The organism is Bacillus sp. LR_5 (assembly GCF_042709275.1).
In genome coordinates this window covers 1-13,947 of the sequence record NZ_JAVAXX010000173.1, presented here as the reverse complement: position 1 = coordinate 13,947, position 13,947 = coordinate 1, and the positions used below count along the sequence as shown (strand labels likewise).

The 13,947-nt window shown below is 42.2% G+C and carries 11 protein-coding genes, 1 pseudogene and 1 riboswitch; of the genes and pseudogenes, 5 read left to right on the top strand and 7 right to left on the bottom strand.

What is annotated here, in order from left to right; genetic code table 11:
- From sigI to RAC86_RS25555, 3 genes are all read right to left on the bottom strand, one after another.
- Positions 1-637 (bottom strand): RNA polymerase sigma factor SigI (gene sigI, locus RAC86_RS25565; RefSeq protein WP_377886145.1); only part of this gene is annotated, 637 nt, incomplete at its 3' end.
- 263 nt (positions 638-900) lie between these two features.
- Entirely contained in the window at positions 901-1,695 is a 795-nt protein-coding gene (locus RAC86_RS25560) for a TerC family protein (protein ID WP_003245669.1), read from the bottom strand.
- A 105-nt stretch (positions 1,696-1,800) separates the two neighbouring features.
- A riboswitch (yybP-ykoY riboswitch) is annotated at positions 1,801-1,904 on the bottom strand.
- 47 nt (positions 1,905-1,951) lie between these two features.
- Complete coding sequence (locus RAC86_RS25555; protein ID WP_029726984.1) at positions 1,952-2,617, bottom strand: DedA family protein; 666 nt, start codon at positions 2,615-2,617, stop codon at positions 1,952-1,954.
- A gap of 180 nt (positions 2,618-2,797) precedes the next feature.
- Between RAC86_RS25555 and RAC86_RS25550 the strand changes: the two genes are divergently transcribed.
- The 3 genes from RAC86_RS25550 to RAC86_RS25540 all read left to right on the top strand — a co-directional run bounded on the left by RAC86_RS25550 (position 2,798) and on the right by RAC86_RS25540 (position 8,010).
- A complete protein-coding gene (locus tag RAC86_RS25550; protein WP_377886143.1) occupies positions 2,798-5,200 on the top strand; it encodes an EAL domain-containing protein in 2,403 nt (800 codons plus the stop codon).
- An 86-nt stretch (positions 5,201-5,286) separates the two neighbouring features.
- Positions 5,287-6,171, top strand: a complete 885-nt coding sequence (gene ku / locus RAC86_RS25545; RefSeq protein ID WP_024572505.1) for a non-homologous end joining protein Ku — start codon at positions 5,287-5,289, stop codon at positions 6,169-6,171.
- 3 nt (positions 6,172-6,174) lie between these two features.
- Positions 6,175-8,010 carry a DNA ligase D gene (locus tag RAC86_RS25540; RefSeq protein ID WP_377886142.1) on the top strand — a complete coding sequence of 612 codons (1,836 nt, stop codon included), beginning with the start codon at positions 6,175-6,177 and terminating at the stop codon, positions 8,008-8,010.
- A 25-nt stretch (positions 8,011-8,035) separates the two neighbouring features.
- Here RAC86_RS25540 and RAC86_RS25535 read toward each other — a convergent pair whose 3' ends face one another.
- Both RAC86_RS25535 and RAC86_RS25530 read right to left on the bottom strand, forming a co-directional pair.
- The gene (locus tag RAC86_RS25535) at positions 8,036-9,049 is read right to left on the bottom strand and encodes a glycosyltransferase family 2 protein (protein WP_377886141.1); all 1,014 of its coding nucleotides are present in this window, start codon (positions 9,047-9,049) and stop codon (positions 8,036-8,038) included.
- A gap of 12 nt (positions 9,050-9,061) precedes the next feature.
- The gene (locus RAC86_RS25530) at positions 9,062-10,756 is read right to left on the bottom strand and encodes a DUF6044 family protein (RefSeq protein WP_015715772.1); all 1,695 of its coding nucleotides are present in this window, start codon (positions 10,754-10,756) and stop codon (positions 9,062-9,064) included.
- Positions 10,757-10,948: 192 nt separating this feature from the next.
- Between RAC86_RS25530 and RAC86_RS25525 the strand changes: the two genes are divergently transcribed.
- On the top strand, positions 10,949-11,761 hold the full coding sequence (locus RAC86_RS25525) for a metallophosphoesterase (RefSeq protein WP_003245342.1): 813 nt from the start codon (positions 10,949-10,951) through the stop codon (positions 11,759-11,761).
- A 27-nt stretch (positions 11,762-11,788) separates the two neighbouring features.
- Here the strand turns inward: RAC86_RS25525 and RAC86_RS25520 are convergent, their stop codons facing one another.
- Positions 11,789-12,340: a YkoP family protein gene (locus tag RAC86_RS25520; RefSeq protein ID WP_003245777.1), complete on the bottom strand. Its 552-nt coding sequence runs from the start codon at positions 12,338-12,340 to the stop codon at positions 11,789-11,791.
- 91 nt (positions 12,341-12,431) lie between these two features.
- Between RAC86_RS25520 and RAC86_RS25515 the strand changes: the two are divergent.
- Positions 12,432-13,563, top strand: a pseudogene (locus RAC86_RS25515) (MGDG synthase family glycosyltransferase).
- 5 nt (positions 13,564-13,568) lie between these two features.
- On the opposite strand, the gene RAC86_RS25510 reads toward RAC86_RS25515, so the two are convergent.
- The coding region (locus RAC86_RS25510) for a MarR family winged helix-turn-helix transcriptional regulator (protein WP_377886140.1) at positions 13,569-13,947 on the bottom strand (379 nt) is incomplete at its 5' end.

The following is a 13,947-nucleotide window of genomic DNA, read 5'->3' as shown; positions in this document are numbered from 1 at the left end:
CAAGCTGTTCCAGCTGTTTGACCGGAAGCTGCTTCTTTGTATACAGGATAGCGGCCAATTCTTCATGTTCAACAAGCGTCATTGCCACCTTTATGGCGTTTTGCCTTGCATCCGTGTGCTTTGGAGAATTTTCAAGCAGTTCTTTAAACGATAAACCATAATCCTTGAGCTGCTTTTGAAAATAGAGGATTTCCTCCCGCCTCTGCTCCTGTTCAATCTGACGGCGGTATTCATCTATGGAAAGCTCGGCTTCAATCAGGCTTTGTGATGACTCCTGATCGTCTCCTTCCTGTAAATCGATATTTATATTTTGTGCACTTCTGGCTTCTTTTCTAATGTAATCAATGACTTTTCTTTTTATAATAAGCTCAGCAAATGCGAGCAGAGAATTTCCTTTTTCAGGTGAATATTTTTCTATAGCTTCATTAAACGCGATCAGTCCAATACTGAACTCATCGTCTTTTTCATCTATATATCGTTTACAAACGGATGAAACCGTCTTTGCGATAAATGGCTTATATTGCTGTATTAATTCATTTTGCAGATCTTTATTGCCTTTTTGTATACTCTCAACAGCTTTTTCAAGTGTTTGCTTCTTTTTTCCCAATTTAAACAAAAGGCTAAGCACTGGTTTCACCTCAGTTCCTCCCTATAACTACTCATTAATGATAGCTAATTTGATAGGGATTCGCAAAGGAGAAAAAGAAATATTGATTTCCAATGTCTCAATTATGACAAACCATTCTGACGTCCTATACATGTTTTCGTGCCTTTCTAAAGAATTAAGGGGGTTTAATGCGTGTTTTTTGTAACAAAGATGTTATAAAAATGTTATTTTATTTCGCTTATGAAAACGCTTCAAACACAAAAAGACTCTGCTTTTAAGCAGAGTCTTTCAGATTACGCCCGTTCACGGGTGCTGTTTTTTTGCTCGTTTTGTGCGCCCTCCGGCTGTTTTTTCCCACCTGACATAAACCAGCCGCAAACCGCGATTGCTGCTAAGACACCCCAGAATATCAGTTTCCATGTTCCAGAATGGATAAAGTGCTCAGAAACAACCGCTATGTCGCGATGGGCAAGCGTATATAAAGCAAGCTTCACTCCGACCCAGCCGACAATCACAAAGGCTGCTGTTTCTAGGCTTGGACGTTCCTTTAATAACTTCACAAACATGGAAGCCGCAAACCGCATGATCACCAGTCCGATGATACCGCCGGCCAAAATGACGAGAAATTGTCCTCCGTCAAGTCCGCCGATCTTCGGGAGTGATGTCCCAGGAAGTGTAACCGCCAGCGCTACTGCTGCTAAGATGGAATCAACAGCAAACGCGATATCTGCCAGCTCAACTTTTAAAACAGTCGGCCAAAAACCGCTTTGCTTCGTCTCTTTATGTGTGTCTTCTTTCTTAAATACATATCTTTTCAATAAGTGGCTTGCTGAGATATACAGCAAATAGATCGCGCCAATCGCTTGAACCTGCCATACGTTGACCAAGAAAGAAATTGCAAATAAAGAGCCAAATCGCAGAACAAAAGCCCCTGCCAATCCATAAAATAACGCTTTTTTTCTTTTTTCCTCCGGCAAATGTTTTACCATTACCGCCATAACCAGCGCGTTATCGGCGGCTAAAATCCCTTCCAGCCCGATCAAGACGAGAAGAACCCAACCATACTCTAATAATAATGCTGCATCCATAAATGATACCCTCCCAAAAAAGTTGTTTTCTTTCTCTTCATCCGATCTTATGCCGGCCGGACCATGCAAAAAAGACCTTTGCCGACATAAGGCAAAGGTCTTGCTAGACATGAATTCAGGCATGCCAACAAAGCCGATGGATACAATCCATGAAATGACGACTTTGTTTCCGGAATACATTCCGGACGCTACTCCCCTTTGGGATTTCAAGAAATATGATTTTATACGTCAATGATATGCGCAGCGCAATGATTTGTCAACGTTTATTTTTCAAAAATACAGATAATTGTTCGGAGTGCGTGCGTTTCTTCCTCTTTTTCATCAGTAAGTAGAGCAGGAAAAGCGCCAAAATGGCTATCCCGATCGGAAGCATATATTGATCAAGAATAGAGCCGACTTCCTTCCAATTTTCACCGAGCTTCACACCGAGATAAACATATACAAATGTAATCGGAAGCATAGCAATGAATGTATAAAGCGAAAACACCCAAACATTCATTTTTGCAATTCCGCACGGTATGGAAATCAATGTCCTGATGCCAGGCAAGAAACGGCCGCTAAACGCGACAAAGCCCCCATGTTTTTTGAAAAATTTATCTGACTTATCAAGCGCTTCAGGTTTAATAAAGAGATACTTTCCAAAACGTTCAAGAAACGGCCTTCCTCCGTACCGGCCTATCCAATACAGCGTAAGCGGACCGGCCACTCCCCCAAGCGATCCTGCCAAAACAACGCCGGCAAGTGTCATATCGCCTTTAGATACCCAATAACCCGCAAGCGGCAAGACGACTTCGGCCGGAATAAACTCAATGCTGAGCGCTAGAAATATTCCAAAATAAGATAAGCTTTTAAATGCTTCTATCCATGACATAACCAGCTCTTCGATAGCCACCAACTCCCTTGTTTCATGTTTATGTATCATACATTTTTGTTTTTTCGGAAAACATCAAGATGATTTTAACACATTTTTCACGGTCAGTTGAACTAAAAATAGATCTCCCTCGTATTTCTATCGTTTTGAAGGCTGAAACTCTGCGGTTAAGCAGCCGATAATAAAGAGAGTCAACAAGACTGGAACACACGATACGGGGGGAATCTCCATTTGGAAATACACGTTACATATAATACGACTCTCATATGTTTATCTATTCTAATTGCCTGTACCGCCTCGTATATTTCCCTTGAACTTTCAAGGAAAGTCACCATCAATACAGGCTTAAAAAGTAAAATTTGGCTGATCGGCGGCTCACTTATTATGGGATTCGGTATTTGGTCAATGCATTTTGTAGGGATGATGGCCGTCCATATGGAAATGCCGATGGAATATGAATTCATGCCTTTAATGGCAGCCATTGGCGCATCTGTTTCGGGATCATTTGTGTCATTATATTTTGTCAGCCGGCACATCCTTACATATTACAGACTGCTTACCGGATCAGTTGTGCTTGGCGCATCTATTGCTTCTATGCACTATATCGGAATGTCTGCCATTTCCCGGGTAATGATTATTTACGAACCTATTTTATTTACAGTTTCAATTATCATTGCGATTGCAGCCTCTTTCGTCTCGTTAAAAATATTCTTTGACTTGGCCGTAAAAAAACATTCTGAGCATCTTATATTCTATAAAGTCGTCAGTTCAATTGTAATGGGCATTGGGATTTCGGGCATGCACTACACAGGGATGCTTGCGGCAACTTTCCATAAGGACATGGCTCCGCCCGGAAGCCATATGGAGGTGCAAACGTTTCATTGGTCAATTTTTGTTACTTTAATTATTTTTTGTATCCAAACGTTATTGTTATTCAGTTCCCATGCAGATCGAAAGTTTATTAAACAGAGCGAACGCATAAAGGATAACGAACAGCGATTTCAGTCTTTAATCGTCCACAATATTGATGCAATCTTTATTTTATCATTAGAAGGAGACATAATATCTTCCAATCACGCTGGTGAGGAAATGATCAGCAAATTTGGCTTCAGCATGCATGACTGGAGGAATTACACATCACAGAAGATTAAGCGCCTTTTTGAGCAAGTTAAAAAAGATAAACAAGCGATGAACAGCGATAGCGAACTTATCACTGAAAAAGGCCAGTTTCACTTAAATATTACGCTCATACCTGTTGAGGTCAATCAAGAACTGGACAGCATTTATGTCATTTGCAAAGACATGACGAAGCAGTACAAAGCAGAAAAAGAAATCCATAGAATGGCTCATTATGATTCGCTTACAGACTTACCTAACAGAAGACATGCCATCTCTCATCTAACAAAGGTACTGAATCGCGAGCATACCTTGCATTATAACACCGTTGTATTCTTTCTCGACTTAAACCGGTTTAAAGTGATTAACGATGCATTAGGGCATAATGTCGGCGATCAACTGCTTCAGTTTGCGGCTAAACGTTTGTCATCTGTAGTCCCTGATAACGGATTTATCGCCCGTCTTGGCGGTGATGAATTTATTATTATATTAACAGACGCCAATACAGGAACAGGCGAAGCAGATGTTTTAGCAAGAAAAATTATCCAAATATTCAAAAAACCTTTCAAAATTCAAGATCACACCCTTGTCACATCTGTCAGTATCGGGATTGCGATATCTCCAAAAGACGGGACGGATGGCCTTGAATTGATGAAAAAGGCTGATATGGCGATGTATGCGGCTAAAGAACGAAACAAAAGCAAATACAGATACTATTCTTTTTCAATCGGCAACAAAGAAACCGTCAAGCTTAACCAAGAGATGGTACTCAGAGAAGCAATCGAAAACGATAGATTTGTCTTGCATTATCAGCCGCAATTCAGTGTAAAAAAACAAAAAATGACAGGAGCAGAAGCACTGATACGCCTTGTGACACCAGACGGGCAACTGCGTCCGCCCGGAGAATTCATCGGTGTCGCAGAAGAAACGGGACTTATTATTGATATCGGAAAGTGGATTATAGATGAAGCATGCAAGCAGGCAAGGATTTGGCACGACAAAGGCTATGATCTTTCTGTCGCCATTAATATTTCCGCCAGACAGTTCCAATCCGAAGATCTGATTCCCCTCATCAAGGATACGCTTAATAAATACCAGCTTCCTCCGCAGCTTCTTGAAGTGGAGGTGACGGAAAGCATGACAATGGACAATCTCGATCACTCCAAAAAGGTTTTGTCATCCCTTACAGAATTAGGAATCAGAATCAGTATTGACGATTTCGGTACTGGTCACAGCTCTCTTAGCTATTTGAAGGACTTCCCGATTCACAGGCTGAAGATTGACAAATCATTTATTGACGATATTCAGACCCATCCTAAATCAGAGCAAATTACCGGAGCTATTATTGCCATGGGGCATCAGCTGTCTTTGCAGGTGATTGCCGAAGGTGTGGAAAATGCAGCTCAAAAGCAGCTTCTTTTTGAAAAAGGCTGCGACCATTTACAGGGCTTCTTTTTCAGCAGGCCAATACCTCCGGAACAATTCGAACAATTCATTATTGAACAGCCGTCGCAATAACAGCGCCGGCTTTTTTCACCCATAAGTTACTACACATGAATCGTACTCCTTCTCTTCACACTAAAGAAAAAAAGGGGTTTATCGATATGCATACAATGTGGAAGGGATCGATCAGCTTTGGATTAGTAAACATCCCCATCAAGCTATATGCGGCCACAGAAGATAAAGATATTAAACTGCGCAGCCTCCATAAAGAGGATCACGCACCAATCAAATACGAGAAAGTTTGCACAAATTGCGAAAAAACTCTTAGTCCTGATGAAATTGTGAAGGGATATGAATATGTAAAAGGCAAATATGTAGTGCTGACGGACGAAGATTTAAAAAGCTTAAAACAGGAGCATGAGGAGAAAGCGGTTGAGATTGTTGACTTTGTTCAGCTTCAGGAAATTGATCCGATTTATTTTAACCGCTCCTACTTTGTCGGCCCCGGGGATAATGGGACGAAGGCCTATACCCTGCTGCGTGAGGCGCTGCGCTCAACCGGAAAGATCGGTATCGCCAATATGACAATCAGGTCAAAGCAGCAGCTGGCGATTCTCCGTGTTTATGAAAATTGTATCGTCATGGAGTCTATCCATTATCCCGATGAGGTCAGAAGCGCCGCTCATGTCCCAGGTGTACCTGATCAATCGAATGTAAACGATAAGGAACTGCAAACTGCTATCACATTAATAGATGAACTGACTGCTGAGTTTGAGCCTGAGAAATATGAAGACACGTACCGACAGGCGCTGCTGCAAAGAGTCAACGACAAGCTAGAAAATAAAGAAACGGCTGTGACTCCTGATAAAGCGCCACCTCGTGAAGATGTCATTGACCTGGTAAGCGCTCTGCAAGCCAGCATCGACAGAACCAGAAGGCCGAACCGGGAGACACCGGCTGCCGCACCTGCACAAGCCGCTGAACCGAAAGGAGCCGGAGATAAAAAACAAAAAACAACTAGAAAAAAAGCCTCCGGCACATCATAGCGCATGGCGTTTACCATGCAGCCGGTTTTAACTTCGTCACCGCCAATCGGAGCAGAATGGCGTTACGAAGTAAAATATGATGGGTACCGCTGTATTCTCCGCATCCATTCTTCAGGTGTGACCTTAACCAGCAGAAATGGTGTGGAGCTCAGCAGCACCTTCCCTGAAATCACACAATTCGCCAAAACTGCCTTTCAGCACCTAGAAAAAGAGCTTCCGCTGACACTTGACGGTGAAATCGTATGTTTGGTGAATCCCTGTCGTGCAGATTTTGAACACCTTCAAGTGCGGGGGCGTTTGAAAAGGCCAGACAAGATTCAGGAATCGGCAAACGCGCGGCCGTGCTGCTTTCTCGCCTTTGATTTGTTAGAGCGAAGCGGAGAAGATGTAACGCTTCTTTCGTATTTGGACCGCAAAAAATCTCTGCGTGAACTCATATCCGCAGCAAAGCTTCCTGCATCTCCAGATCCTTACGCAAAAGAAACCATTCAATCCATTCCCTGTTATGATCATTTTGATCAACTCTGGGAGATGGTAATAAAATATGACGGAGAAGGAATTGTAGCGAAGAAAACAAACAGCAAATGGCTTGAAAAGAAGCGGTCGTCCGATTGGCTCAAATATAAAAACTTTAAAAAAGCTTATGTTTGCATAACAGGGTTCAACCCTAACAACGGGTTTCTGACGGTATCGGTGTTAAAAAACGGAATAATGACACCGATTGCCTCTGTCTCGCACGGAATGCGCGATGAGGAAAAAAGCGCTATACGCGAGATTATGGAACAGCACGGACATCAAACACCCTCAGGCGAATTTACGCTTGAACCTTCGATTTGTGCAGCTGTTCAATACTTAACAATTCTCCAAGGCACATTAAGAGAGGTATCGTTTATCGGTTTCGAATTCCAAATGGACTGGACCGAATGCACGTATGCGCAAGTCATACGACACTCCAAACCGGTTCACCCAAAGCTCCAGTTCACAAGCCTGGATAAAATCATATTTGAAAAGAATAAAAAAACAAAAGAAGATTTTATTCAGTATATGATTGAAGTCAGTGACTACCTGCTCCCATTTCTGAAAAACCGGGCTGTCACCGTCATCCGCTATCCGCATGGATCTAGGAGCGAATCATTTTTCCAAAAAAACAAGCCGGACTATGCGCCGGATTTTGTTCAGTCTTTCTATGATGGAAGCCATAAACATATTGTCTGTGAGGATATGTCTACATTGCTATGGCTTTGCAACCAGCTTGCTTTGGAGTTTCACGTTCCTTTTCAAACCATTAAAAGCAGGCGTCCGGCTGAGATTGTCATTGATTTAGACCCGCCTTCGCGAGATGACTTTCTTATGGCCGTGCAGGCCGCAAATGAACTGAAGCGGCTGTTGGATTCCTTTGGCATCACATCGTACCCGAAGCTGTCCGGCAACAAAGGCATCCAGCTTTATATTCCATTGTCTCCCGAGGCATTTACGTATGAAGAAACACGCCAATTTACGCAGCTGATCGCAGAGTACTGCACCAATGCAATTCCCGAGCTCTTTACCACTGAACGCTTGATTAAAAACAGACACGGCAAATTGTATCTTGATTATTTGCAGCATGCAGAAGGAAAAACGATTATCTGTCCCTATTCGACGAGAGGAAATGAGCTTGGGACTGTTGCAGCCCCGCTCTACTGGCATGAGGTGCAATCATCTTTAACACCCGCTCTGTTTACAATTGATACGGTCATCGATCGAATTAAGAAGCAGGGCTGCCCATTTTTTGATTTTTACCGCAACCCGCAAGACGAACCGCTTAGCGCTATATTGCATCAGTTGAAGAAAAAGAGCTGACTAATGAAGTCAGCTCTTTCCGTGTTTAACTGTACTTTTTTTCTAACCGCTCTTTTTCCTGGCGCTGAAGCGGGCTCAGCTGTTCATTATACAAATCAATATCAATCGCGTATTTCGGCCGTCTTTTCACTTCAGAAAAAATCGTTCCAATATACTCTCCGATGATTCCAATTCCCATCAATTGCAGCCCGCCCAAAAACCAAATGGATATGATAAGAGACGCCCAGCCTGCATTCGTATGGCCGAGCAGCTTTTGAATAAACGCGCCAATCCCTGCCACAGCGCTGAGGAAAAACAAAACAAACCCTAAAAGCGTAAAGAATCGAATTGGTGCGACACTGAATGAGGTAATCCCGTTAAAAGCGAAGGATAGCATCTTTTTGAGCGGATATTTCGTTTTGCCAGCAAAGCGTTCCTTGCGGTCATACAAAACTTCGGCCGATTTAAAGCCGATCATGGGGACAATACCTCTTAAAAACAGATTCGCTTCCGGATAACGCTCAAGCTCTTCGAGGGACCTTTTATTCATTAAACGAAAATCAGCATGATTATAAATTAATTTAATCCCAAGCTTATTCATGAGACGATAAAACCCTAACGCGGTCGTGCGCTTGAAAAAGGTATCGGTTTTTCTGCTCCGGCGTACACCGTAAACGATCTCGCAGCCCTCATGATATTTTTGCATAAAATCCCGGATCACAGAGATGTCGTCCTGAAGATCAGCGTCGATCGAAATGACGCAGTCTGACTTATTCTTCGCTTTATGCAGTCCGGCTAAAAGCGCTTTTTGGTGGCCGACATTGCAGGCTAATTTTAAGCCGGTAACCTTCTTGTTTCTAATGCTCTCCATAGCAATCAAAGCCCAAGTGCGGTCTTTGCTGCCATCATCGACAAACAGAATTTTACTGTCTTCAGCAATTAATTTTTCTTCAATTAAATCATCTACAACCTCTGTCAGCTGACGGCTTGTTTCTTGAAACACTTCCTCTTCATTGAAACACGGGACGACGATGGTTAATACTGGCTGTGACTGTTTCAATCGATATCCTCCTTATCTTGTTTCATATAAATAAATGCGCCAGGCGGAATCTTTATGGTCAAACGTCTTTACGAGCGCGAGATGGTTTTGTTCAGCATTCATGATCGGAACTGAAGAAAAAATGTACCGTCCACCCATTTTTTTAAATACATCTGTATTTAATTGAAGGTTGTTGATCGTTTTCTTCGAGTTCTTTTTGAAATCATATCGTTTACCGAGTTCATCGACAAAAAGGTAGCAGCGGCTGCCCCATTCATCAAAGTATTGTTTCAGCCGAGAATTTTTTTCCAGCTCTTTTTCGATGATTTTTCTAAATTCATATTTATATGAGAGCGGATACAGATTGTTATACGTATCTAACGTATAAAACCCGTTATATTGGGCGATAGACGGATGCAGTCCGATGCTCGCCACCCTATACGAATCTTGCGGACGTCCGATATATTCCTTAATCTCTTTGAATTGCTCTGATGCATAAAACTCCCTGAATGTCGGCGCGTTGTAATGAACGCCATACGTATATTCTTCATTAAAAGGCGCCAACACCATCAGCTGTGCAGCGACTGCGGCGTACACAAGCCATTTCCATCCTTTCCCCATCCGCCAAATGAGATATAAAGCAAGCGCAAAGCTCACGTATATAACAAGCGGCCGAAGAAAATGAAAACGGGCAAAATTAAATTCTGCTAAAAAAGCAAATTTCTGCTTTGGAACAGCCCAAATTTTGTTGAACCAAAACGCATACCATAATGACAACCCGTAATTAAGCACACATAAAAACAGATAAACATTTTCTGGCTTTGTCCGATTTCGTTTGAACAGCAGAGCAGCAAATACGACCAGCAGGATCGGAAGGATGACAACGGTATGAACGGTCATCACATGATTATGGCCATAGACAAAGTTTTTTACGGAAAGCCGAAGAGAATGCCAAACGTCATGCCTGGATGAGATAAATTCGATACGATGCATCGGTGCGTGCTCAAACAGCATCGAATAGACAAGCCGATATTCAACGAAAAGATAAATACTCGTCATAAATGCAATACTGCCTAAGAACATCAAATTCCATCTTCTTTTTGTAATGGCATCATACAGCCAAAAACACGCCATCCCTGCCAGGAAAAAGAAAAAGCCTAGAACAAAGCTTGAGTATAGAGGGAGCAAGCCCAGCGTCAGCCACTCTCTCCATGAGATATCCCCTTTTCGGATATTTAAAAAAGCCCACAGTGCCAAGGGATACCCAAGCGTACTCAGCATTCCCGAAGGCCAGAACGGTGTTAAGGCAAATGCAAGCGATACGCCAATTCGGATAAAAGCCGCTTTTGGTTCCGGGATTATATGTTTCTTCAGCAGCACATACATTCCAAAAAAAGCGACAACTCTTGTAACCGTCTGGCTTATTGCATAGGCGGTCATGGAAGAAAAGAAAGCATGGAGCCAAACAATTCCGCTCCACTCGGTGCCAAAGGCATCCCGGGGCAGCCCGTTAATGATTTGCGGAATGGCAGCGTCAACCTTGCCGACGATTTCTCCGCTATCGGCCAGAACCTTGTACCAAGCGATGTTGGAATCTAAATTATCGTGGACCCGGATATGGGCATCTTCCTTTAAAATAAAAAGCGGGGATACATACAATAAAAGAAGAAATAATGCGATCCAGAGATAATATGTTTCTTTTTTTTGTTGTCTCATCAATCGTAACATTGCTTACACATCCATTTGTTATTCTGACTCCGTCGGCATGTTCTGCCTCATGTGTCAAAATTTATTATCCCTTTTCCCTTCCAAATCATTCATCATATGACAATCCGTTTTTCAACCTGTCTCTACCCATTAATTCCCGCTATCCATAGGGCTTGATCACTTACTATACTGATAGAAGGGAGGGGATATATTTTGTTTACAATCTTACTTTCATTGGCCATACTCGTATTTGTGCCATTTCTATATAAAGCGAACCGCAATACAAAAGATGTGAAAGTCAACACCATTTCAATCGACCAAAAAGACGGCCTTCCAGCCAGAAAAAAATTAAATATCCTTCATTTATCTGATCTTCACTTGGAAAACATTTCAGTCTCACCTGAGGAGCTGTATCATTTAACAAAAGATCAGCCTGTGGACATCATTGCTCTTACCGGGGATTTTCTTGATCGGAAACGTAATATTCCGAAACTGGCAGGTTACTTGAACGCCTTGCAAAAGCTAAAGCCTGCATATGGAATGTACGCGGTGTTCGGTAACCACGATTATGTATTGAAAGAAGAGGACTTTCAGAGATTGAAGCGAGTTTTAGAGGAAAACGGCTGTATCACGCTGCAAAATGAACATGTTCGAATCGAGACGGCTGCAGGGCCAGTCAATATTATCGGCATTGATGATTACAGTACGAATCGGAGTAATATCACCGGCTCTTATCAAAGTCTGGAAAATGGCTATCATCTTGTCTTAACACATGACCCAAATATTATTCTGGATATGAAAGATGTTCATTATGATTACCTGCTGTCAGGGCATTTTCACGGCGGGCAAATTCACTGGCCAAAACCGTATCATTTGGTGAAAATGGGAAAGCTCGTGCGAATGAACATGATTAAAGGCCTTCATTATCATCACGATAAACCATTTTATATCAGCGAGGGCTTGGGACAAACCGGCGTAAATATCCGTGTCGGAAGCCGCCCTGAAGTGACATTTCATCAGATTTAATCAAAAAAGACTGTGCTGACCGAGGCATCAGTCTTTTTTTTGATAGGTTTTCTGCAGCTTTTCTTTTGAGATAAACAAATAGGATGAATTCGGTAAATGCCGCAAGCTCACAGGCTTTGAAGTCAAATATAAAATCGGCACATGAGACACTTTTTTAAAGCATCTGTAAAAAGGGTTCACCGGGGTGATCACATCAAAGCCGAGCCTTTCCACACCTTTGTCAAGCATTGTAATCCCAATGATTCCTTTGATTTTCTCGCTTTTTTTATGATTGTTGATATAGTCAAGAAGAAGCGGCATCGATTGATATACTTTCTGATAAATAATGATTCCTTTTCTGACCGCGCTCTCAATGCTTTGCAGTTCTCTTATCAGCTTAATATTGTGCAGATGAATTTTAACGAGCACATCATTTTTTCTTATATGCGTTCCATCGCTCAGCACGACATGATGTCCTTTATACTTCGTCAGCCTGACTCGAAAAACGCTTTTTTGATCGTTGTCAATCAAGCTTAGCCTTGAAAAAAAGAAATAAATCGGATCAACCACTCTCCATATGGAAAGGAAACAGGTTTTCATCTCTTCACCTTCCTCATAATCAAAAACACCCTTATATTTTGTGAACGTTCTCCTCAAAATATAGTTGCCATATTTTTTTAGGAGGACTGTCATGAAAAACATTCTCATTTTTCCTTTTTTAAGCATTTCCACCGGCCATCATCATGTGGCTGATGCATTGCAGGCTGAATTAGAGTCTCAAGGGCTGGCAGCTGAAAAGATTGATATCTTTTCACATTCGTATAGGCGGTTAGAAAAATTGTCCTCCGTGGCTTATTTAAAATGGATTCAATATTTCCCGAAAACGTACAGCGGCATTTACAGGCTCCTCGCCTGCGGAGAATTTCAGCATGACAAACGCTATTTCATGTACGAATGGCTGTTCACACAGCAAATGAGGCACATCCTCCAAGAAAAACAGCCTGATATCGCCTTCTGCACACATGCGCTGCCTTCTTATCTGCTGAACCGACTAAAGCCTGAATATCCGAATCTGACGGTTGTGAATGTATACACTGATTTTTTCGTGAATCAATTATGGGGACGGAAGAACATTGATTACCATTTTGTTCCGAGCACGGAAGTAAAGAAGCAGCTAATATCAGAGGGTATCGATCAGAACAACATATACTTGACCGGCATTCCAGTTCACCAAAATTTTGAAATGGAATCAGCAGATACCTTGCAGCACCACCCGCCATATACCATCATCATCACAGGGGGCAGTATGGGGGTCGGCGGGATTTTAAAATGGGTGCAGGAACTGTCGCCAGGCGGAAAGATCTTATACAAAATATTATGCGGCAGAAACGAAAAGCTCTACTCCTATGTCAAAAGTTTACACCACCCCTTGATTGAGGCGATTCCTTATCTTCACAGCAAAGCAGAGATGAACCGTTTGTACGAACAGGCGACAGGCATCATGACTAAACCCGGAGGCGTGACCATCAGTGAATGCTTACAGAAACGGCTTCCGGTATTTATTTATCATGCACTGCCGGGACAGGAGGAAATGAATTTAAACCTTCTACATGAAAGGAAACTCGTCACAGATATGAGAAACTGGGACATGCAGAAAGCAGAAGAGTATATCGCGGCATTTTTTCAATCGAACGAACAGATGAAGGAGTATAAAAAACACGTCAATGGATACCTTGGCGAAATGTCTGATAGGAAGATTAAAGATGTTTTAAAAAGAATCATATGGAAACAAAAAAAACACTCTCCTGAAACAGAGAGTGTAGAATAGTTAACGAAACAGCAAATGCTGGCTGTGTATGCCTGCTTTCTTGAGCAGGACGATCAGCTGGTCCTGTTCATCAGGCGAAAGGCCTGAAAACGCTCTCGCAATACGCAGTGCATGAATCGGATAAATTTTATCCAAATACTCATTTCCCTTGTCAGTTAAATGTGCGTAAACAGAGCGTTTATCTTTCGGGTCCTGCTCCCTTACTAAAAACCCGTTTCTTTCTAGTTTGTCAATAACATATGTGACGTTTCCGCTTACAAGCAGAAGTCTCGACCCAATTTGCTGTAATTTTTGCGGGCCTCTTGTGTACAGGAGCTCCAGTACAGCAAATTCAGTGGGATTAAAACCGTGCTCTTTGCTATCACGGATACTATGTTCG

What these genes read in the sequence shown, in the direction of transcription:
- RAC86_RS25560 (WP_003245669.1), bottom strand. Translation starts at nt 1,695, where the DNA reads ATGGATGCAGCATTATTATTAGAGTATGGTTGGGTTCTTCTCGTCTTG.
- RAC86_RS25555 (WP_029726984.1), bottom strand. Translation starts at nt 2,617, where the DNA reads ATGATACATAAACATGAAACAAGGGAGTTGGTGGCTATCGAAGAGCTG.
- ku (WP_024572505.1), top strand. Translation starts at nt 5,287, where the DNA reads ATGCATACAATGTGGAAGGGATCGATCAGCTTTGGATTAGTAAACATC.
- RAC86_RS25540 (WP_377886142.1), top strand. Translation starts at nt 6,175, where the DNA reads ATGGCGTTTACCATGCAGCCGGTTTTAACTTCGTCACCGCCAATCGGA.
- RAC86_RS25530 (WP_015715772.1), bottom strand. Translation starts at nt 10,756, where the DNA reads ATGTTACGATTGATGAGACAACAAAAAAAAGAAACATATTATCTCTGG.
- RAC86_RS25520 (WP_003245777.1), bottom strand. Translation starts at nt 12,340, where the DNA reads ATGAAAACCTGTTTCCTTTCCATATGGAGAGTGGTTGATCCGATTTAT.